This window comes from Aquitalea pelogenes (genome assembly GCF_001515305.1).
Classification (GTDB): domain Bacteria; phylum Pseudomonadota; class Gammaproteobacteria; order Burkholderiales; family Chromobacteriaceae; genus Aquitalea; species Aquitalea pelogenes.
In genome coordinates this window covers 115,401-131,867 of record NZ_LNQV01000005.1, presented here as the reverse complement: position 1 = coordinate 131,867, position 16,467 = coordinate 115,401, and the positions used below count along the sequence as shown (strand labels likewise).

Here is a 16,467-nt window from a genome sequence, read left to right as displayed (position 1 = left end):
ATGGGCCGCGCCACGCTCCTGCTTACCCACAATATCGAGACCCTTGGTCAGATGTCGTGCAACCCGTCTATCGGTGGCATGCGGCAAGGGGCATCGTGGTGAAAGAGGTGGATGCGCTGGGTGGCGCTATGGCGCTGGCAACCGATATCGGTGGCATCCAGTTCCGCACCCTCAATGCCTCCAAGGGCCCGGCGGTACGTGCCACGCGTGCGCAGGCCGACCGCATCCTGTACAAGGCGGCCATCCGCGACATGCTGGAGAACCAGCCCAATCTGACGCTGTTCCAGCAGCCGGTGGATGATTTGCTGATCGAGGGTGATCAGGTGGCCGGTGCCATCACCGCCATCGGCATCGTGTTCCGTGCCCGCACCGTGGTGCTGACGGCCGGTACTTTCCTGTCCGGCAAGATTCACGTTGGCCTGGAAAACTACACCGGTGGCCGCGCTGGCGATCAGGCCGCCTCCACGCTGGGCGCGCGTCTGCGCGAGCTGGATTTGCCGGTGGGGCGTCTGAAAACCGGCACGCCGCCGCGTATTGATGGCCGCAGCATCGATTTTTCAGTCATGGAAGAGCAGCCGGGGGATACGCCCGAGCCGGTGTTCTCCTACCGCGGCCAGCGCAGCATGCACCCCAGGCAACTGCCGTGCTGGATCACCCACACCAATCAGCAAACCCACGACATCATCCGTTCCGGTTTCGAGCGCAGCCCGATGTTTACTGGCGTGATTGAAGGGGTGGGCCCGCGTTACTGCCCGTCCATCGAAGACAAGATCAACCGTTTTGCCGACAAGGACAGCCATCAGGTCTTCCTGGAGCCGGAAGGCCTGACCACGCACGAGTTCTACCCTAACGGGATTTCCACCAGCTTGCCGTTTGATATCCAGCTGGCGGCGGTGCGTTCCATCCGTGGCATGGAAAACGCCCACATCCTGCGCCCCGGCTATGCCATCGAATACGATTACTTCGACCCGCGCGGCCTCAAGTCCACGCTGGAAAGCAAGTCCATCAAGGGCCTGTACTTTGCCGGGCAGATCAACGGCACCACAGGTTACGAAGAAGCCGCAGCGCAAGGCCTGCTGGCCGGCCTGAATGCCGCACTGTATTCGCGTGATGAAGAAGGCTGGTGTCCGCGCCGCGACGAGGCCTACCTTGGCGTACTGGTAGACGACCTCATCACCAAGGGGGTGTCCGAGCCTTACCGCATGTTTACCAGCCGTGCCGAATTCCGCCTGCAACTGCGCGAGGACAATGCCGACTTGCGCCTGACCGAAATGGGCCGCAAGCTCGGCCTGGTTGGCGATGCGCAGTGGGATGCCTTCTGTCGCAAGCGCGACGCAGTGGAAGCCGAAACCGCCCGCCTGAAAACCACCTGGCTGCATCCGGCCAAGCTGCAGGATGCTGCGGCACTGGAAGCCCTGCTGGGCAAGGGTATCGAGCGCGAGTACAACCTGTTCGACCTGCTCAAGCGCCCCAATGTCGCTTACCGCGAGCTGATGACCCTGCCGGAAGCTGCAGGTGGCGTGGCGGATGACGTGGTTGCCGAGCAAGTGGAAATTCAGGTCAAATATCAAGGCTATATCAATCGTCAGAACGAAGAACTGGCGCGCCGCGACAACCTGGAAGACGTCCGCCTGCCCGCCGACATCGACTTCGGCCTGGTCAAGGGCTTGTCCAAGGAAGTACAGCAAAAACTGAATCAGCAGCGCCCGGAAACCCTGGGTCAGGCCTCGCGCATCCAGGGCATCACCCCGGCGGCGGTTGCCCTGCTGATGGTGCATCTGAAGCGCGGCTTTGCCGACGCCAAAACCGAATAATTGCAAGCCAAGCGCATGACACATACTGCAGAACTGAAACAAGGGCTGGAACAGCTGGCCCTGGGCCTCACCGAACAACAGCTGGCCCTGCTGGACGGCTACCTGAACCTGCTGGCCAAGTGGAACCACACTTACAACCTGACCGCTGTGCGCGAAGAGCAGCGCATGGTCAGCTACCATCTGCTGGACAGCCTGTCGCTGGTGCCGCACCTGAACGGTGGCACCCGCCTGCTGGATGTGGGCTCTGGTGGCGGCATGCCGGGCATCCCGGCGGCCATCGCCCGTCCCGACCTGCAAGTGGTGGTGCTGGATGCCAACCACAAGAAAACCACCTTCCTGCGTCAGGCTGTCATCGAGCTGGGTCTCACCAATGTCGAGGTGGTGACCAGCCGTGTCGAGGCCTATCAGCCGGAACACAAGTTCGATCGCATCACCAGCCGTGCCTTTGCCGAACTGGCCGAGTTTGTCCGCCTCACCCCGCACCTGCTGGCCGACGGCGGTCAATACTTGGCCATGAAGGGTGTGTATCCTTACGAAGAAATCTCGCTGCTGCCGGAAACGGTAGCGGTAGCCGAAGTACTACCGGTGTCGGTGCCCGGTCTGGACGCCGAACGCCATCTGGTGAGAATGGTGGCTAAATGAATGTACGCGTGATCGCGGTTGCCAATCAGAAAGGTGGGGTCGGCAAGACCACCACCGTGGTCAACCTGGCCGCAGGTCTGGCCGAGCTGGGCCGCAGGGTGTTGATTGTCGACCTCGACCCGCAGGGCAATGCCACCATGGGTAGCGGCATTGCCAAGCAGGCGCTGGAGCGTTCCGTCTACCACGTGCTGCTGGGCGATGCTTCTGTCGAAGAAGCGCGCCAGCCGGCCAAGGAAGGCGGCTATCACGTACTGCCGGCCAACCGCGACCTGGGCGGGGCCGAACTGGAACTGGTCAACGAGCTGGCGCGTGAAGCCCGGCTGAAGAATGCCCTGAGCGAAGTGGAAGACCAGTACGACTATGTGCTGATCGACTGCCCGCCTTCGCTCAATCTGCTCACTCTCAACGGCCTGGTGGCAGCCAACAGCGTGCTGATTCCCATGGTGTGCGAATACTATGCGCTGGAAGGGTTGTCCGATCTGGTCACCACCTTGCGCAAGGTGCGCGTGGCGGTGAATCCGCGTATCGAAATCATGGGCCTGCTGCGCACCATGTTCGATGCACGTAGTAATCTTTCACAGCAGGTGTCCGAACAACTGGCCAGCCACTTTGGCAACAAGGTGTTCGAAACCGTCATCCCGCGCAATGTGCGCCTGGCCGAAGCGCCCAGCCATGGCTTGCCGGGGCTGGTCTACGACCGCAATGCCCGTGGCGCACAAGCCTATCTCACGCTGGCACAGGAACTGACCGCCCGCCTCGAACCCGCAACTGCAACTCCATCTGTCTGACAACATGGCCAAACTCAAAGGACTCGGGCGCGGTCTAGACGCGCTCCTCGCCACCAGCACGGTGGCGGATGACCGCCTCACCACGCTTTCCATCGACCTGATCCGTCCCGGCAAATACCAGCCGCGCAGCCATATGGACGAGGCCGCGCTGGACGAGCTGGCAGCCTCCATACGTGCGCAAGGCGTGATCCAGCCGGTCGTGGTACGTGAAATCGGCCTCGGAGAATACGAGCTGATTGCCGGTGAGCGTCGCTGGCGCGCAGCCCGCAAGGCAGGGCTTGCCGACGTGCCGGCGGTGGTAAAGACCGTGGCCGACGAAGCTGCCCTGGCCATGGCGCTGATTGAAAACATCCAGCGCCAGGAGCTGGACCCCATCGAAGAAGCACATGGTCTCAAACGCCTGATCAGCGAATTCGGCCTGACGCATGAAAGCGCGGCGGATGCCGTGGGCCGTTCACGCAGTGCAGTGTCCAATTTGCTGCGCCTGTTGGCGCTGCCCGAGCCGGTACAGGCTCTGCTGCATCAGGGGCAGCTGGAAATGGGGCATGCGCGCGCTTTGCTGGCACTGCCGGTGGTGCAGCAGCTGGAGCTGGCACACGAGGCGGTGGAAAAGGGCTGGTCGGTGCGAGAAGTGGAACGTCGTGTCCAACAATTGTCTGACCAAAAAACCACACCACCGGTAGCGGAAAAGCGTGTCGATCCGGATATTGCCCGCCTGGAACAAGAGGTGTCGGAACGCATTGGTGCCAAGGTCAGCATCCGCCACGGTGCACGCGGGCAGGGGCGTTTGCAGGTGGAGTATGCCAATCTGGACGACCTGGAACGCTTGCTTGAAAAACTTCAAGCAAAATCAAGCAAATGATTTTATGTTGCACTGCAATGGTGCGGGCGATGTTCAGTTTGACGCAAATCAAGCGCTCAGCCTATAATCGAGCGATTTTTTAAGTGTCGGACATGCAAAATCCGGAAGTCGGGCGCGTACTGCGCCTGCAAGCAAAACTGCTTGTAGTGGCTGTACTACTTGGTGCCGTGCTAAGCGCCGGCACCGTTGTTGTTCCGGTGTCGGTTCTGCTTGGGGGGCTGTCGGCGCTCATTCCCGCCGCAGTGTATGCAAGAATCGCCTACGCCAAGCGGCATGTCCCACCTGCGGTGCTGATGAAGGCGCACTTCAAGGCTGAGGCAGTCAAATTCATCCTGACTGTCTTAATGTTTGGTGCATCTTTGGTGTTTTTCAAGGATTTATCGGTAGTGGGTTTGCTGGCAGGCTTTTTTGCCACGGTGTCCGGCTACTGGTTAGGGCTTCTAATCAAATAATTGAGAAAAGAGCGATGGCAAGCAACGCAATTGAGTACATTAATCACCACCTTACGTTCTGGAATTCCGATCCGTCTCCGGCTCGTGGTTTCTGGAGCCTGCACGTAGACACTTTCTCCGTCTCCCTGTTCCTGGCTTTTGTGTTTGCCGGTGTATTTGCCATGGTGGCCCGTCGTGCCAGCCTGGAAAATCCGGGCAAGCTGCAGTTGTTCGTGGAATCCATCATCGAACTGGTGGATACCCAGGTTAAGGAAATCTTCCATGCCAAGAGCAAAGTCATCGCCCCGCTGGCGCTGACCATCTTCTGCTGGATCTTCCTGATGAACGCAATGGACATGCTGCCGGTTGACCTGCTGCCGAATCTGGCCCAGTGGATCGGCCACACCTTCTTCGGCCTGGAACCGCATCACATCTATTTCCGTTCGGTTCCGTCCGCTGACGTGAATGCCACCTTCGCCATGTCGCTGTCCGTATTCCTGTGCATCATCGGCTTCTCCATCAAGGCCAAGGGCCTGGGCGGCTGGGGCAAGGAACTGCTGACCGCACCGTTCCACACCCACAACCCGATTGGCGCCATCATCCTGGCCCCGCTGAACTTCATCTTCCAGCTGGTCGAACTGGCCGCCAAGCCGATCTCTCTCTCGCTTCGTTTGTTCGGTAACCTGTACGCCGGCGAACTGATCTTCATCCTGATCGCACTGCTGCCGTGGGGCGCACAGTGGATCCTGGGTGCACCGTGGGCCATCTTCCACATCCTGATCATCACCCTGCAGGCCTTCGTGTTCATGATGCTGACCATCGTGTACCTGAGCCTGGCCGTGGAAGCGCACTAAAGAGTTTGTGGTATCTGTTTTTTTAGAGCTTTACCTTTGTTTTAGTTTTTTTTACCAACCATCCTTGCATAAGTCTTAGGAGATACATAATGGAAGCACTCGTTTCTCAGATTCAGTCGATGACCGCTATCGCAGCTGCTCTGATCATTGGCCTTGGCGCTCTCGGCACTGCTATCGGTTTCGCCATTCTGGGTGGCAAATTCCTCGAGGCCTCCGCCCGTCAACCGGAAATGATCCCGGTTCTGCAAACCAAGCTGTTCATTATCGCCGGTCTGCTGGATGCGATCTCCATGATCGGTGTGGGTGTTGCCATGCTGTACACCTTCAGCAACCCGTTCCTGTCCGCTGCCAAAGCAGCTCTGGGTGGCTAATTTTTAGCCAGTAAACGGTTTGTGTAGAAGTCATTCTCTGGAGGAAAACAAGCGTGGAATTTAACGTAACACTACTGGGCCAGGCGATCACGTTCGCCATCCTGGTATGGTTCACCATGAAGTTTGTTTGGCCTCCGCTTACCAATATGATGGAAGAGCGTGCCAAGCGTATTGCAGACGGCCTGGCCGCTGCAGAACGTGGCAAGCAAGATCTGGAAGCTGCTGAAAAGCGCGTTGCGGACGAACTCCGCAAAGCCAAGCAACAGGCAATGGAAATCATTACTGCTGCTGAGAAGCGTGCCTCCCAGATCGTGGACGAAGCCAAAGACAATGCCAGCACCGAAGGTGCCCGTATTGTGGCTGACGCCAAGGGTCAGATCGATCAGGAAGTGATGCGCGCCAAGGAGGCCCTGCGTGAGCAGGTAGCCCAGCTGGCCGTTATCGGCGCAGAGAAGATCCTGCGCAAAGAGATCGATGCAGCCAAGCACGCCGACCTGCTTTCCTCCATCAAAGCGGAGTTTTAATTAACTCATGGCAGAACTCATTACCGTCGCAAGGCCCTACGCCGAAGCGGTATACAGCCTCGCCACCGAAACGCGTACGCTGGACCAGTGGTCCGATGCGCTTGCGTGGCTGGCTGCCATGGTGAACAACCCGGATATGGTTGAAGTTGTCACCAATCCGAAACATACCGCAAAAGAGGTTGAGGCGCTGATGCTGGAAGTCCTCGGCGAGCGTACCAACGAAAGCGTGAAAAACTTTCTGGTCGCCCTGATCGAGAACCACCGCCTGATGCTGCTGCCGCATATCGCCAGTCAGTTTGAGATGTTCAAGGCCGAAGCGGAAAACATCGTTGATGCGCAAGTTGAAACGGCGTTCCCGCTGACCGAAGAACAGAAAGCCGAACTCACCAGCACGCTTTCCAAGCAGTACGGCAAAACCGTACGTCTTGATGTGCGTGACAATGCCGATCTGATCGGTGGTGTGCGCGTGCTGGTCGGTGACGATGTCATCGACAGTTCCGTGCGCGGCAAGCTGCAAGCCATGGCGGCAAGCCTCAAGAATTAGGAGAGATCATGCAGTTGAACCCCTCTGAAATCAGCGATCTGATCAAGGCCAAGATTCAGAACCTGGCTGAAGGCGCTGAAGTCCGTACCAAGGGTACGGTAATTTCCGTGACCGACGGTATCGTTCGTGTCCACGGTCTGGCAGACGTGATGCAGGGCGAAATGCTCGAGTTCCCGGGCAACACCTACGGCCTCGCCATGAACCTGGAGCGCGACTTTGTCGGCGCCGTGGTTCTGGGTGAGTACGAACACATTTCCGAAGGCGACGAAGTCAAGTGTACCGGTCGCATTCTGGAAGTGCCGGTAGGTCCGGAACTGGTGGGCCGTGTTGTCAACGCCCTGGGCCAGCCGATCGACGGCAAGGGTCCGATCAACGCCAAGCTGTCCAGCCCGATCGAAAAGATCGCGCCGGGCGTGATTGCGCGTCAGTCGGTATCCCAGCCGATGCAGACCGGCCTGAAGGCGATTGACTCCATGGTACCGGTAGGCCGTGGCCAGCGTGAGCTGATCATTGGCGACCGTCAGACCGGCAAGACCGCCGTTGCTCTGGACGCCATCATCAATCAAAAAGGCACTGGTGTTGTTTGTATCTACGTTGCCGTAGGTCAGAAAGCATCCTCCATTGCCAACGTGGTACGCAAGCTGGAAGAGCACGGTGCACTGGGTCACACCATCATCGTTGCTGCTACCGCTTCCGAAGCCGCTGCCCTGCAGTTCATCGCCCCGTACTCCGGTTGCGCGATGGGCGAATACTTCCGCGACCGTGGCGAAGATGCGCTGATCGTATACGATGACTTGTCCAAGCAAGCCGTTGCCTACCGTCAGATCTCCCTGCTGCTGCGTCGTCCGCCGGGCCGTGAAGCTTACCCGGGTGACGTTTTCTACCTGCACTCCCGTCTGCTGGAACGCGCTTCCCGCATCAACGCGGACGAAGTAGAAAAACTGACCAACGGTGAAGTGAAGGGCAAGACCGGTTCGCTGACCGCACTGCCTATCATCGAAACCCAGGCTGGTGACGTTTCCGCCTTCGTTCCGACCAACGTGATTTCCATTACCGACGGCCAGATCTTCCTGGAATCCGACCTCTTCAACGCAGGTATCCGTCCGGCCATCAACGCCGGTATCTCGGTATCCCGCGTGGGTGGTGCGGCCCAGACCAAGGTCATCAAGAAGCTCGGTGGCGGTATCCGTCTGGCACTGGCCCAGTATCGTGAACTGGCTGCGTTCTCGCAGTTCGCTTCCGACCTGGACGAAGCTACCCGCAAGCAGCTGCAACACGGTGAAGTGGTTACCGAACTGATGAAGCAGAAGCAGTTCGTGCCGCTGGCCACTGCCGAAATGGCACTGACCCTGTGGGCTGTGAACAAGGGCAGCTACGAAGACGTTCCGGTGAAGAAGGCCCTGGCATTCGAAGCTGAGTTCCTCGCTTACGTGCGTGCGAACCACAGCGACCTGCTGGCCGCCGTTAACGCTTCGGGCGACCTGTCCGGCGACAACGAGAAGGTACTGGCCAAGGCGATGGAATCGTTCAAGGCTGGCTACAGCTTCAACTGAGCCTTTCGACTCACGTCGTAGCTAAAGAAAGGTTCAGGAATGGCAGTCGGTAAAGAGATTCTCACCAAGATCCGAAGCGTGCAAAACACGCAGAAGATCACTCGCGCGATGCAAATGGTGTCAACCTCCAAGATGCGCAAAACGCAAGAGCGTATGCGCGCTGCCCGTCCTTATGCTGAGAAGGTGCGCACGGTTATGGCGCACCTTGCTCAGGCAAACGCGGATCTTGGTCATCCACTGCTTGCACGCCGTGACGTTGTCAAGCGCGCTGGTATCATCCTGGTTTCCTCCGACAAGGGCCTGTGTGGCGGCCTGAACGTGAACTCGTTCAAGCGCTTCTATGCCAAGGTCAAGGAACTGCAGGAACAGAACGTCGAAATTGACGTGTGCTGCCTCGGCCAGAAGGCCGTTGCTGCCTGCCAGCGTGCTCGCCTCAATGTTGTGGCAAGCGCAGTCCAGCTCGGCGATGTGCCGAAGATGGACAAACTAATTGGCCCGCTTACAGTGCTGTTCAAACAGTACGCTGAAGGCGAACTGGATGCGGTTTACATCGTCTACTCCGGTTTCATCAACACGATGAAACAGGAACCGACGCTCGAACAGCTCCTGCCGTTGACTCCGCAACACATGGTGGTGGAGCACTCGCATTCGTGGGATTACCTCTACGAACCGGATGCACCCAGCCTGATGGAGTTCTTGGTCAAGCGTTACCTGGAGTCGGTGGTTTATCAGGCTCTGGCCGAAAATATGGCTTCCGAACAGGCAGCGCGTATGGTGGCCATGAAAGCTGCAACCGACAACGCCGGTAATACGATCAAGCAGCTGCGCCTTGTGTACAACAAGGCCCGTCAAGCGGCAATTACCACTGAGCTGTCTGAGATTGTGGCTGGTGCCGCAGCGGTGTAAGCCGTTACACAGACTGTAAAAGTTAAATGTTTAGGAACCGATAATGAGCCAAGGCAAAATCGTACAAATCATTGGTGCGGTGATCGACGTGGAATTCCCGCGCGACGCCATGCCGAAGGTTTATGATGCCCTGAAGCTGGTTGACGCTGACCTGACGCTCGAAGTCCAGCAACAGCTGGGCGACGGCGTGGTCCGTACCATTGCGATGGGTAGCTCGGACGGCCTGAAGCGTGGCATGGCTGTAGCCAACACCGGCGCACCGATTTCGGTGCCGGTTGGTAGCGCCACTCTGGGTCGCATCATGGACGTACTGGGTAACCCGGTTGACGAAGCTGGTCCGGTGGCTACCGACGCACGTCGCGCCATTCACCAGTCCGCTCCGAAGTTTGACGAGCTGTCTTCCGCTACCGACCTGCTGGAAACCGGCATCAAGGTGATTGACCTGCTCTGCCCGTTTGCCAAGGGTGGTAAGGTTGGTCTGTTCGGCGGTGCCGGTGTAGGCAAGACCGTGAACATGATGGAACTGATCAACAACATCGCGAAGGCCCACTCCGGTCTGTCCGTGTTCGCTGGTGTAGGTGAGCGTACCCGTGAAGGTAACGACTTCTACCACGAAATGAAGGACTCCAACGTACTGGACAAGGTTGCGATGGTGTATGGCCAGATGAACGAGCCGCCGGGCAACCGTCTGCGCGTTGCACTGACCGGTCTGACCATGGCCGAGCATTTCCGTGACGAGAAGGACGCTTCCGGCAAGGGCCGTGACGTTCTGCTGTTCGTAGACAACATCTACCGTTACACCCTGGCCGGTACCGAAGTATCCGCTCTGCTGGGCCGTATGCCTTCCGCAGTGGGTTACCAGCCGACCCTGGCCGAAGAAATGGGCCGTCTGCAAGAACGTATTACTTCGACCAAGGATGGTTCCATTACCTCCATCCAGGCCGTATACGTACCTGCGGATGACTTGACCGACCCGTCTCCGGCAACCACCTTCGCCCACTTGGACGCTACCGTGGTTCTGTCCCGTGACATCGCTGCCCTGGGTATCTACCCGGCCGTTGACCCGCTGGACTCCACTTCCCGTCAGCTGGACCCGCTGGTGGTTGGTGACGAGCACTACTCCGTAGCCCGTGGCGTGCAATCCACGCTGCAGCGCTACAAGGAACTGCGCGACATCATCGCCATTCTGGGTATGGACGAACTGTCCGAGGACGACAAGCTGGTAGTGGCACGTGCGCGTAAGATTCAGCGCTTCCTGTCCCAGCCCTTCCACGTAGCTGAAGTGTTTACCGGTTCCCCGGGCAAATACGTCTCCCTGCGCGATACCATCAAGGGCTTCAAGGCAATTCTCGCTGGCGAATACGACCACCTGCCGGAACAAGCGTTCTACATGGTTGGCGCGATCGAAGAAGCCGCTGAGAAAGCCAAGACCCTTTAATTAAGGAGAGGGCTTATGTCCAAGATGCATGTGGAAGTGGTCAGCACCGAACAACTCATCTACTCGGGTGAAGCCGAGTTTCTGGTCGCTCCGGCACTGGAAGGTGAGATCGGTGTTTATCCGCGACACGTGCCGCTCCTGACCCGTATCAAGCCCGGTGTGCTGCGCATGACCGTACCGGGCAGCAAGGAAGAAGTGTTGGTGGCTGTCTCCGGCGGCATGCTGGAAGTACAGCCCACTCACATCACCGTCCTGGCTGATACGGCGATCCGCGGCGAGGATCTCGACGAAGCGCGCGCCAATGAGGCCAAGCGTGCAGCAGAAGAATCTCTGCAGCATGCTACCGACGACCTGAGCACGGCAAAGGCTCACGCTGCCCTGGCAGCCGCCATTGCCCAGCTCAAGGCGCTGGACTACCTCAAGAAGCGTGTGCACTAAAAGCGCGGGAACGATTCGTGTATAGTTGCAGGCTGCCACTTTTGTGGCAGCCTTTTTCATTTTTGGTCAGCAAAGAGTTCGCATGGACAGCCTCAATATCGTGATTCTGGCAGCGGGCAAGGGTACCCGCATGTACTCCGCCAAACCCAAGGTTTTGCACCCGATCGGTGGTGCGCCAATGCTCGCCCGCGTCATCGCCACGGCCCGCAGCCTGAATCCGGCGCGCCTGGTGGTGGTATATGGTTTCGGTGGCGATCAGGTCCGCCAGGCTATCAAGGATGAAGACATTGTCTGGGCCGAGCAGGCCGAACAACTGGGTACTGGTCACGCACTGAAAATGGCCTTGCCGGCACTGCCCGGCGAAGGCAAGACCCTGGTGCTGTATGGCGATGTACCGCTGACCCGCAGCGAAACCCTGCAACAACTGATTGCTGCTGCTGGCGATGGCATGGCGGTGCTGACCGACGTGCTGGAAGATGCCAGCGGTTATGGCCGCATGCTGCGTGGCAACGACGGCAAGCTCAAGGCCATTGTCGAGCACAAGGATTGCACGCCGGAGCAACTGGCAATCCGTGAAATCAATACCGGGATGATGGTGCTGCCCAACCGCCAGCTCTCTGGCTGGCTGCAGGCACTGCGCAATGGCAATGCCCAGGGTGAATATTATCTGACCGACGTGCTGGCACTGGCCGTGACGGATGGCGTGGCGGTGGAAAGCGCCAGCGTGTCGGCTTCGTGGGAAGCTGCCGGCGTGAATAACAAGCTGCAACTGGCCGAGCTGGAGCGCATCCTGCAACAGAATCAGGCGCGCGCGCTGCTGACAGCCGGTGTCACGCTGGCCGACCCGGCGCGTATCGACATCCGTGGCCAATTGCAGCATGGCCGCGATGTCAGCATCGACGTCAATTGTGTGTTCGAAGGCGTGGTGGAGCTGGGTGACAATGTCGAGATCGGCGCCAACTGCGTGCTGAAAAACGTCAAGATCGCGGCAGGCACCCGTATCGCCGCGTTCTCGCATCTGGAAGAAGCCGTGGTCGGGGCAGATTGCCGTATCGGCCCGTATGCCCGCCTGCGTCCGGGAGCGGCATTGTCTGACGAAGTGCATGTCGGCAACTTTGTCGAAATCAAGAAGAGCACGGTTGGCCTGGGTTCCAAGGTCAATCACCTCACCTATATCGGCGATGCTGAAATCGGCAGCAAGGTGAATGTGGGTGCGGGTTCGGTCACCTGCAATTACGACGGCGTGAACAAGTTCAAGACGGTCATCCAGGACAATGTGTTTGTTGGTTCCGGTACCTTGATGGTTGCTCCGGTCACGCTGGAAGCCGGTGCTACTGTAGGGGCAGGTTCAGTGATCAGCCGCACCGCCCCGGCCGATACCCTGACCGTGGCACGTGCCCGCCAGGTCAGCATTCCAGGCTGGAAGCGTCCGCAGAAAAAGAGCTGATTCCCGGCAGGATGCACACCATGCCCGCTGCGCTTTTCACAAGAAAGCCCGGTGGGCATTTTCATTTGCCGTCTGTCAGCAAAGCTGTGGCATTTCTTTCGTTGCAAAAGAAAAATAGCAAATTTTACGGTTCTGATGGTTGATATCGGCATATCGAGTCGATATCATGACGAAACTTTCGAAACGAAATGTTTCAATGACCAAACGAAATACCCAGCAACGCCGCCATGCCATCGCCACCCTGGTGCAAGAGCGTGGTGAAGTCAGTGTCGATGAGCTGACCCGGCGTTTTGCCACTTCAGAAGTCACCATCCGCAAAGACCTCGCCCTGCTGGAAACCGGTGGCCTGCTGCTGCGCCGTTATGGCGGAGCGGTTGCCCTGCCCAGTGAAATGGCAGTGGAGCCGGAAGTGGGCCAGGTATCCGACCGCAAGCTGGATATCGCCCGTGCGGCTGCGGAGCGCATACGCGACCACAACCGCATCATCATCGACAGCGGTACCACCACCAGCGGCATGATTCCGCTGCTGGGCAGCAAGCGCGGCCTGGTGGTGATGACCAATTCGCTTAACGTGGCGGCAGCCCTGCGCGAACTGGAAAACGAACCCACCCTGCTGATGACCGGTGGCACCTGGGACCCGCATTCCGAATCCTTCCAGGGCCAGGTAGCCGAGCAGGTATTGCGCTCCTACGACTTCGACCAGCTGTTTGTCGGTGCAGACGGCATCGACCTGGAACGTGGCACCACCACCTTCAACGAACTGGTGGGCCTGTCCCGCGTGATGGCGGAAGTCGCGCGCGAAGTGATCGTCATGGTGGAGTCGGACAAGATAGGCCGCCGCATTCCCAACCTGGAATTGCCGTGGCACACCATTCACACCCTGATTACCGATGAGGCACTGCCGGCGGAATCCAGGGACATCATTCAGGCCAAGGGCATCACGCTGATTTGCGCGCCCGCTGGCAACGATAGTGCAAGGAGAAAATAATGTGTGGCATCGTTGGCGCCATTGCGGCGCGTAATGTGGTTTCCATTCTGGTGGATGGCCTCAAACGCCTGGAATACCGTGGTTATGATTCCGCCGGTATCGCCGTGCATACCGGTAATGCCATCAGCCGCGTGCGCCGTGTCGGCCGTGTGGCCGAAATGGAAGCCGCTGCAGCGGCAGAAGGCCTGCAAGGCACGCTGGGCATTGGCCACACCCGCTGGGCCACCCATGGCGGTGTGACCGAGCACAACGCCCACCCGCACATCTCCTTCGACAAGATTGCCGTGGTGCATAACGGCATCATCGAAAATCACGAAGAACAGCGTCAGCAGCTGAAAGCGCTGGGCTATGAATTCACCTCGCAGACCGATACCGAAGTGATCGCCCATCTGGTGCATCACTACTATCAAGGCGGTGTCAGCCTGTTTGATGCGGTGAAGCAAGCCACCCGCCAACTGACCGGTGCTTACGCCATCGGCGTCATCGCGCTAGACCGCCCGGACGAACTGGTGTGCGCCCGCATGGGTTGCCCGCTGCTGGTGGGCCTGGGTGAAGGCGAACACTTCATCGCCTCCGACGTGTCTGCCATCCTGTCCGCCACCCGTCGTGTCATCTTCCTGGAAGAGGGCGATATCGGCCTGCTCACCCGTGACAGCGTGGTACTGCATGACAAGAACGATCAGGTGATCGAACGCGCCGTGCATGTGTCCGACGTATCGCTGGCCTCGCTGGAACTGGGCCCGTACAGCCACTTCATGCAAAAGGAAATCCACGAACAACCCAAGGCCCTGTCCGACACCATCGAGGCGGTGCTGGAAAACGGCTTTGCAGCCGGGCTGTTTGGTGCGCGTGCGGCCGAACTGTTGCCGCAAGTGGAAGGCGTGAAGATTCTGGCCTGCGGCACCAGCTACTACGCCGGTCTGACCGCCAAATACTGGATCGAAAGCATTGCCGGTATCAGCTGCGATGTGGAAATCGCCAGTGAATACCGCTACCGCGACGCCTTTGCCAACCCCAAACATCTGGTGGTCACCATCTCCCAGTCCGGCGAAACCCTGGACACCATGGAAGCGCTGAAGTACGCCAAGGAACTGGGCCACAGCATGGCGCTGTCCATCTGCAATGTGCGCGAATCCGCCATTCCGCGCGCCAGCGAACTGGTGTTCTACACCCGCGCCGGTGCCGAAATCGGCGTGGCTTCCACCAAGGCCTTCACCACCCAGCTGGTCGGCCTGTTTGCCCTGGCGGTAACGCTGGGCAAGCTGCGCGGCCGCGTGGATGCACAAGCCGAGCACGATTATCAGGACGCACTGCGCCAGCTGCCGGGTTCGGTACAGCATGCGCTCAATCTGGAGCCGCAAATCAAGGCCTGGTCCGACAAGTTTGCTGCCAAGCAGAATGCCCTGTTCCTCGGCCGTGGCCTGCACTACCCGATTGCGCTGGAAGGCGCACTCAAGCTCAAGGAAATCTCCTATATCCACGCCGAAGCCTACCCGGCTGGCGAGCTGAAACACGGCCCGCTGGCGCTGGTGGACGAAAGCATGCCGGTGGTAGTGATTGCCCCCAACGATGCGCTGCTGGAAAAAGTGAAGTCGAACATGCAGGAAGTGCGCGCCCGCGGTGGCGAGCTGTTCGTGTTTGCCGACCTGGACAGCCATTTCAGCGAGTCGGACGGCGTACACGTCATCCGCACCCCGCGCCATGTCGGCGTGCTGTCCGCCATTGTGCACACCATCCCGGTACAGCTGCTGGCCTACCATGTAGCCCTGGCACGCGGCACCGACGTGGACAAGCCGCGCAACCTGGCAAAATCCGTCACGGTGGAGTAATCACCGGGCAGGCTTCTGACTAAGCCGAATAAAGTTCGTCGGAGTCTGATCAAGTAAAAGGGGCCGTTGGCCCCTTTTACTTTTCCGGTCAGCGGGTGTGCTGAGCCACTGGGGGGGAGTTGATGTGGCGTGAGTACTTTTCGGCCGAAGCGGCGCGGTGTTACATGCTATTCAGTAGCACGACACGCTGGAGTCCACGCAGGCACACCCGGAGTTGACCTGCGGGAAAGCCCGGCATGTCGCACTAGTGAATGCGAATGGGTGCTTGCTGCTGTCTGCGCAGTTCATTCGCCATCAGCCGGTTCAGGCTTCCATCCTTGGTCATGCGGGTCATGGTCTGATCGAAGAGGGCGGCAAGCTTCGCCGCCTCCGGGCCTGGGGTAAACACCAGATAGCTGGCTACCTTTTCAATGCTAGGTCCGGTTTGTACTGCATTATTGCCCCCAGGCATGGCTTGCAGCAGCTGCAATGCAACCGTGCGGCTGCACGGCACGATGTCCACCCGCCCGGCCAGTAATTTGCGCAAATTCAATTCATGGCTATCCGTGCTATCCACTGCAGCAAATAATCCTGCTTTTAATGCCTGGTCCAGACGAGGGCTATAGAACACATTGCGGGTGATGCCAATGCGTGCGCCAGCAATGGATGCCAGTTGGCCGTTGAACTTCCATGGCGAGTTTTTGCGGACGAAAAATACATAGTCCTGGATAAGCAGGGGTTGATGGGGATAAACCATGGTCAATTCCCGCTCCGGGGTCTTTTTTAGCGGGAACAAACCATCCACCTGGCGGTGGCTGACCAAATTGAGCGCACGGTTCATCGGATAGAGTTTGATCTGTGCATGTTTGCCGATCCGGGCAAAGACTTCGCCCACTATGCTGGTGGCCAGGCCTTCGGGGCCCTGGTCACCCTCTGTGACATATGGTGGATAGTCGAAGGTCACCAGCCGTAGCGGGGTGGCATGGCAAACCTGGAATATCAGCAGCATCAGCAGCCAGTATGGAAGTCGCATACATTGGGTTCGCAGAGTAATTATCG

16 protein-coding genes and 1 pseudogene are annotated in these 16,467 nt (G+C 58.8%); 16 read left to right on the top strand and 1 reads right to left on the bottom strand.

Going from position 1 to position 16,467, the window contains the following annotated elements:
* The 16 genes and pseudogenes from mnmG to glmS form a co-directional block, all read left to right on the top strand.
* Positions 1-1,814, top strand: a pseudogene (mnmG, locus tag AWT75_RS03630) (tRNA uridine-5-carboxymethylaminomethyl(34) synthesis enzyme MnmG); the annotation flags it as partial.
* 15 nt (positions 1,815-1,829) lie between these two features.
* The gene (gene rsmG / locus AWT75_RS03625) at positions 1,830-2,456 is read left to right on the top strand and encodes a 16S rRNA (guanine(527)-N(7))-methyltransferase RsmG (protein ID WP_045847696.1); all 627 of its coding nucleotides are present in this window, start codon (positions 1,830-1,832) and stop codon (positions 2,454-2,456) included.
* Complete coding sequence (locus tag AWT75_RS03620) at positions 2,453-3,244, top strand: ParA family protein (protein ID WP_062787394.1); 792 nt, start codon at positions 2,453-2,455, stop codon at positions 3,242-3,244. The genes rsmG and AWT75_RS03620 overlap by 4 nt, the downstream gene beginning before the upstream one ends.
* Before the next feature lie 4 nt (positions 3,245-3,248).
* Positions 3,249-4,106: a ParB/RepB/Spo0J family partition protein gene (locus tag AWT75_RS03615; protein ID WP_062787391.1), complete on the top strand. Its 858-nt coding sequence runs from the start codon at positions 3,249-3,251 to the stop codon at positions 4,104-4,106.
* A gap of 92 nt (positions 4,107-4,198) precedes the next feature.
* Complete coding sequence (locus AWT75_RS03610; RefSeq protein WP_045847699.1) at positions 4,199-4,558, top strand: ATP synthase subunit I; 360 nt, start codon at positions 4,199-4,201, stop codon at positions 4,556-4,558.
* A 14-nt stretch (positions 4,559-4,572) separates the two neighbouring features.
* On the top strand, positions 4,573-5,391 hold the full coding sequence (gene atpB / locus AWT75_RS03605; RefSeq protein ID WP_062787388.1) for a F0F1 ATP synthase subunit A: 819 nt from the start codon (positions 4,573-4,575) through the stop codon (positions 5,389-5,391).
* Positions 5,392-5,480: 89 nt separating this feature from the next.
* Positions 5,481-5,762 (top strand): F0F1 ATP synthase subunit C, encoded by a 282-nt coding sequence (atpE, locus tag AWT75_RS03600; protein ID WP_045847701.1) that lies wholly within the window; start codon positions 5,481-5,483, stop codon positions 5,760-5,762.
* Positions 5,763-5,815: 53 nt separating this feature from the next.
* Positions 5,816-6,286, top strand: coding sequence for a F0F1 ATP synthase subunit B (locus tag AWT75_RS03595; RefSeq protein WP_045847702.1), 471 nt, complete (start codon positions 5,816-5,818; stop codon positions 6,284-6,286).
* Positions 6,287-6,293: 7 nt separating this feature from the next.
* Complete coding sequence (locus AWT75_RS03590) at positions 6,294-6,830, top strand: F0F1 ATP synthase subunit delta (RefSeq protein ID WP_062787385.1); 537 nt, start codon at positions 6,294-6,296, stop codon at positions 6,828-6,830.
* Between the two features lie 8 nt (positions 6,831-6,838).
* Positions 6,839-8,383, top strand: a complete 1,545-nt coding sequence (atpA, locus tag AWT75_RS03585) for a F0F1 ATP synthase subunit alpha (protein ID WP_045847704.1) — start codon at positions 6,839-6,841, stop codon at positions 8,381-8,383.
* 39 nt (positions 8,384-8,422) lie between these two features.
* Positions 8,423-9,289: a F0F1 ATP synthase subunit gamma gene (gene atpG, locus AWT75_RS03580; protein ID WP_045847705.1), complete on the top strand. Its 867-nt coding sequence runs from the start codon at positions 8,423-8,425 to the stop codon at positions 9,287-9,289.
* A 43-nt stretch (positions 9,290-9,332) separates the two neighbouring features.
* Positions 9,333-10,727 carry a F0F1 ATP synthase subunit beta gene (gene atpD / locus AWT75_RS03575; RefSeq protein WP_045847706.1) on the top strand — a complete coding sequence of 465 codons (1,395 nt, stop codon included), beginning with the start codon at positions 9,333-9,335 and terminating at the stop codon, positions 10,725-10,727.
* A gap of 15 nt (positions 10,728-10,742) precedes the next feature.
* A complete protein-coding gene (locus AWT75_RS03570) occupies positions 10,743-11,165 on the top strand; it encodes a F0F1 ATP synthase subunit epsilon (RefSeq protein ID WP_045847707.1) in 423 nt (140 codons plus the stop codon).
* Between the two features lie 82 nt (positions 11,166-11,247).
* Entirely contained in the window at positions 11,248-12,612 is a 1,365-nt protein-coding gene (gene glmU, locus AWT75_RS03565; protein WP_062787422.1) for a bifunctional UDP-N-acetylglucosamine diphosphorylase/glucosamine-1-phosphate N-acetyltransferase GlmU, read from the top strand.
* 196 nt (positions 12,613-12,808) lie between these two features.
* Positions 12,809-13,600, top strand: coding sequence for a DeoR/GlpR family DNA-binding transcription regulator (locus AWT75_RS03560; protein WP_045847709.1), 792 nt, complete (start codon positions 12,809-12,811; stop codon positions 13,598-13,600).
* A complete protein-coding gene (glmS, locus tag AWT75_RS03555; protein ID WP_045847710.1) occupies positions 13,600-15,429 on the top strand; it encodes a glutamine--fructose-6-phosphate transaminase (isomerizing) in 1,830 nt (609 codons plus the stop codon). The genes AWT75_RS03560 and glmS overlap by 1 nt, the downstream gene beginning before the upstream one ends.
* Before the next feature lie 244 nt (positions 15,430-15,673).
* On the opposite strand, the gene AWT75_RS03550 is transcribed toward glmS, so the two are convergent.
* Positions 15,674-16,441, bottom strand: a complete 768-nt coding sequence (locus AWT75_RS03550) for a substrate-binding periplasmic protein (protein ID WP_082695929.1) — start codon at positions 16,439-16,441, stop codon at positions 15,674-15,676.
* Between the last annotated feature and the right edge of the window lie 26 nt (positions 16,442-16,467).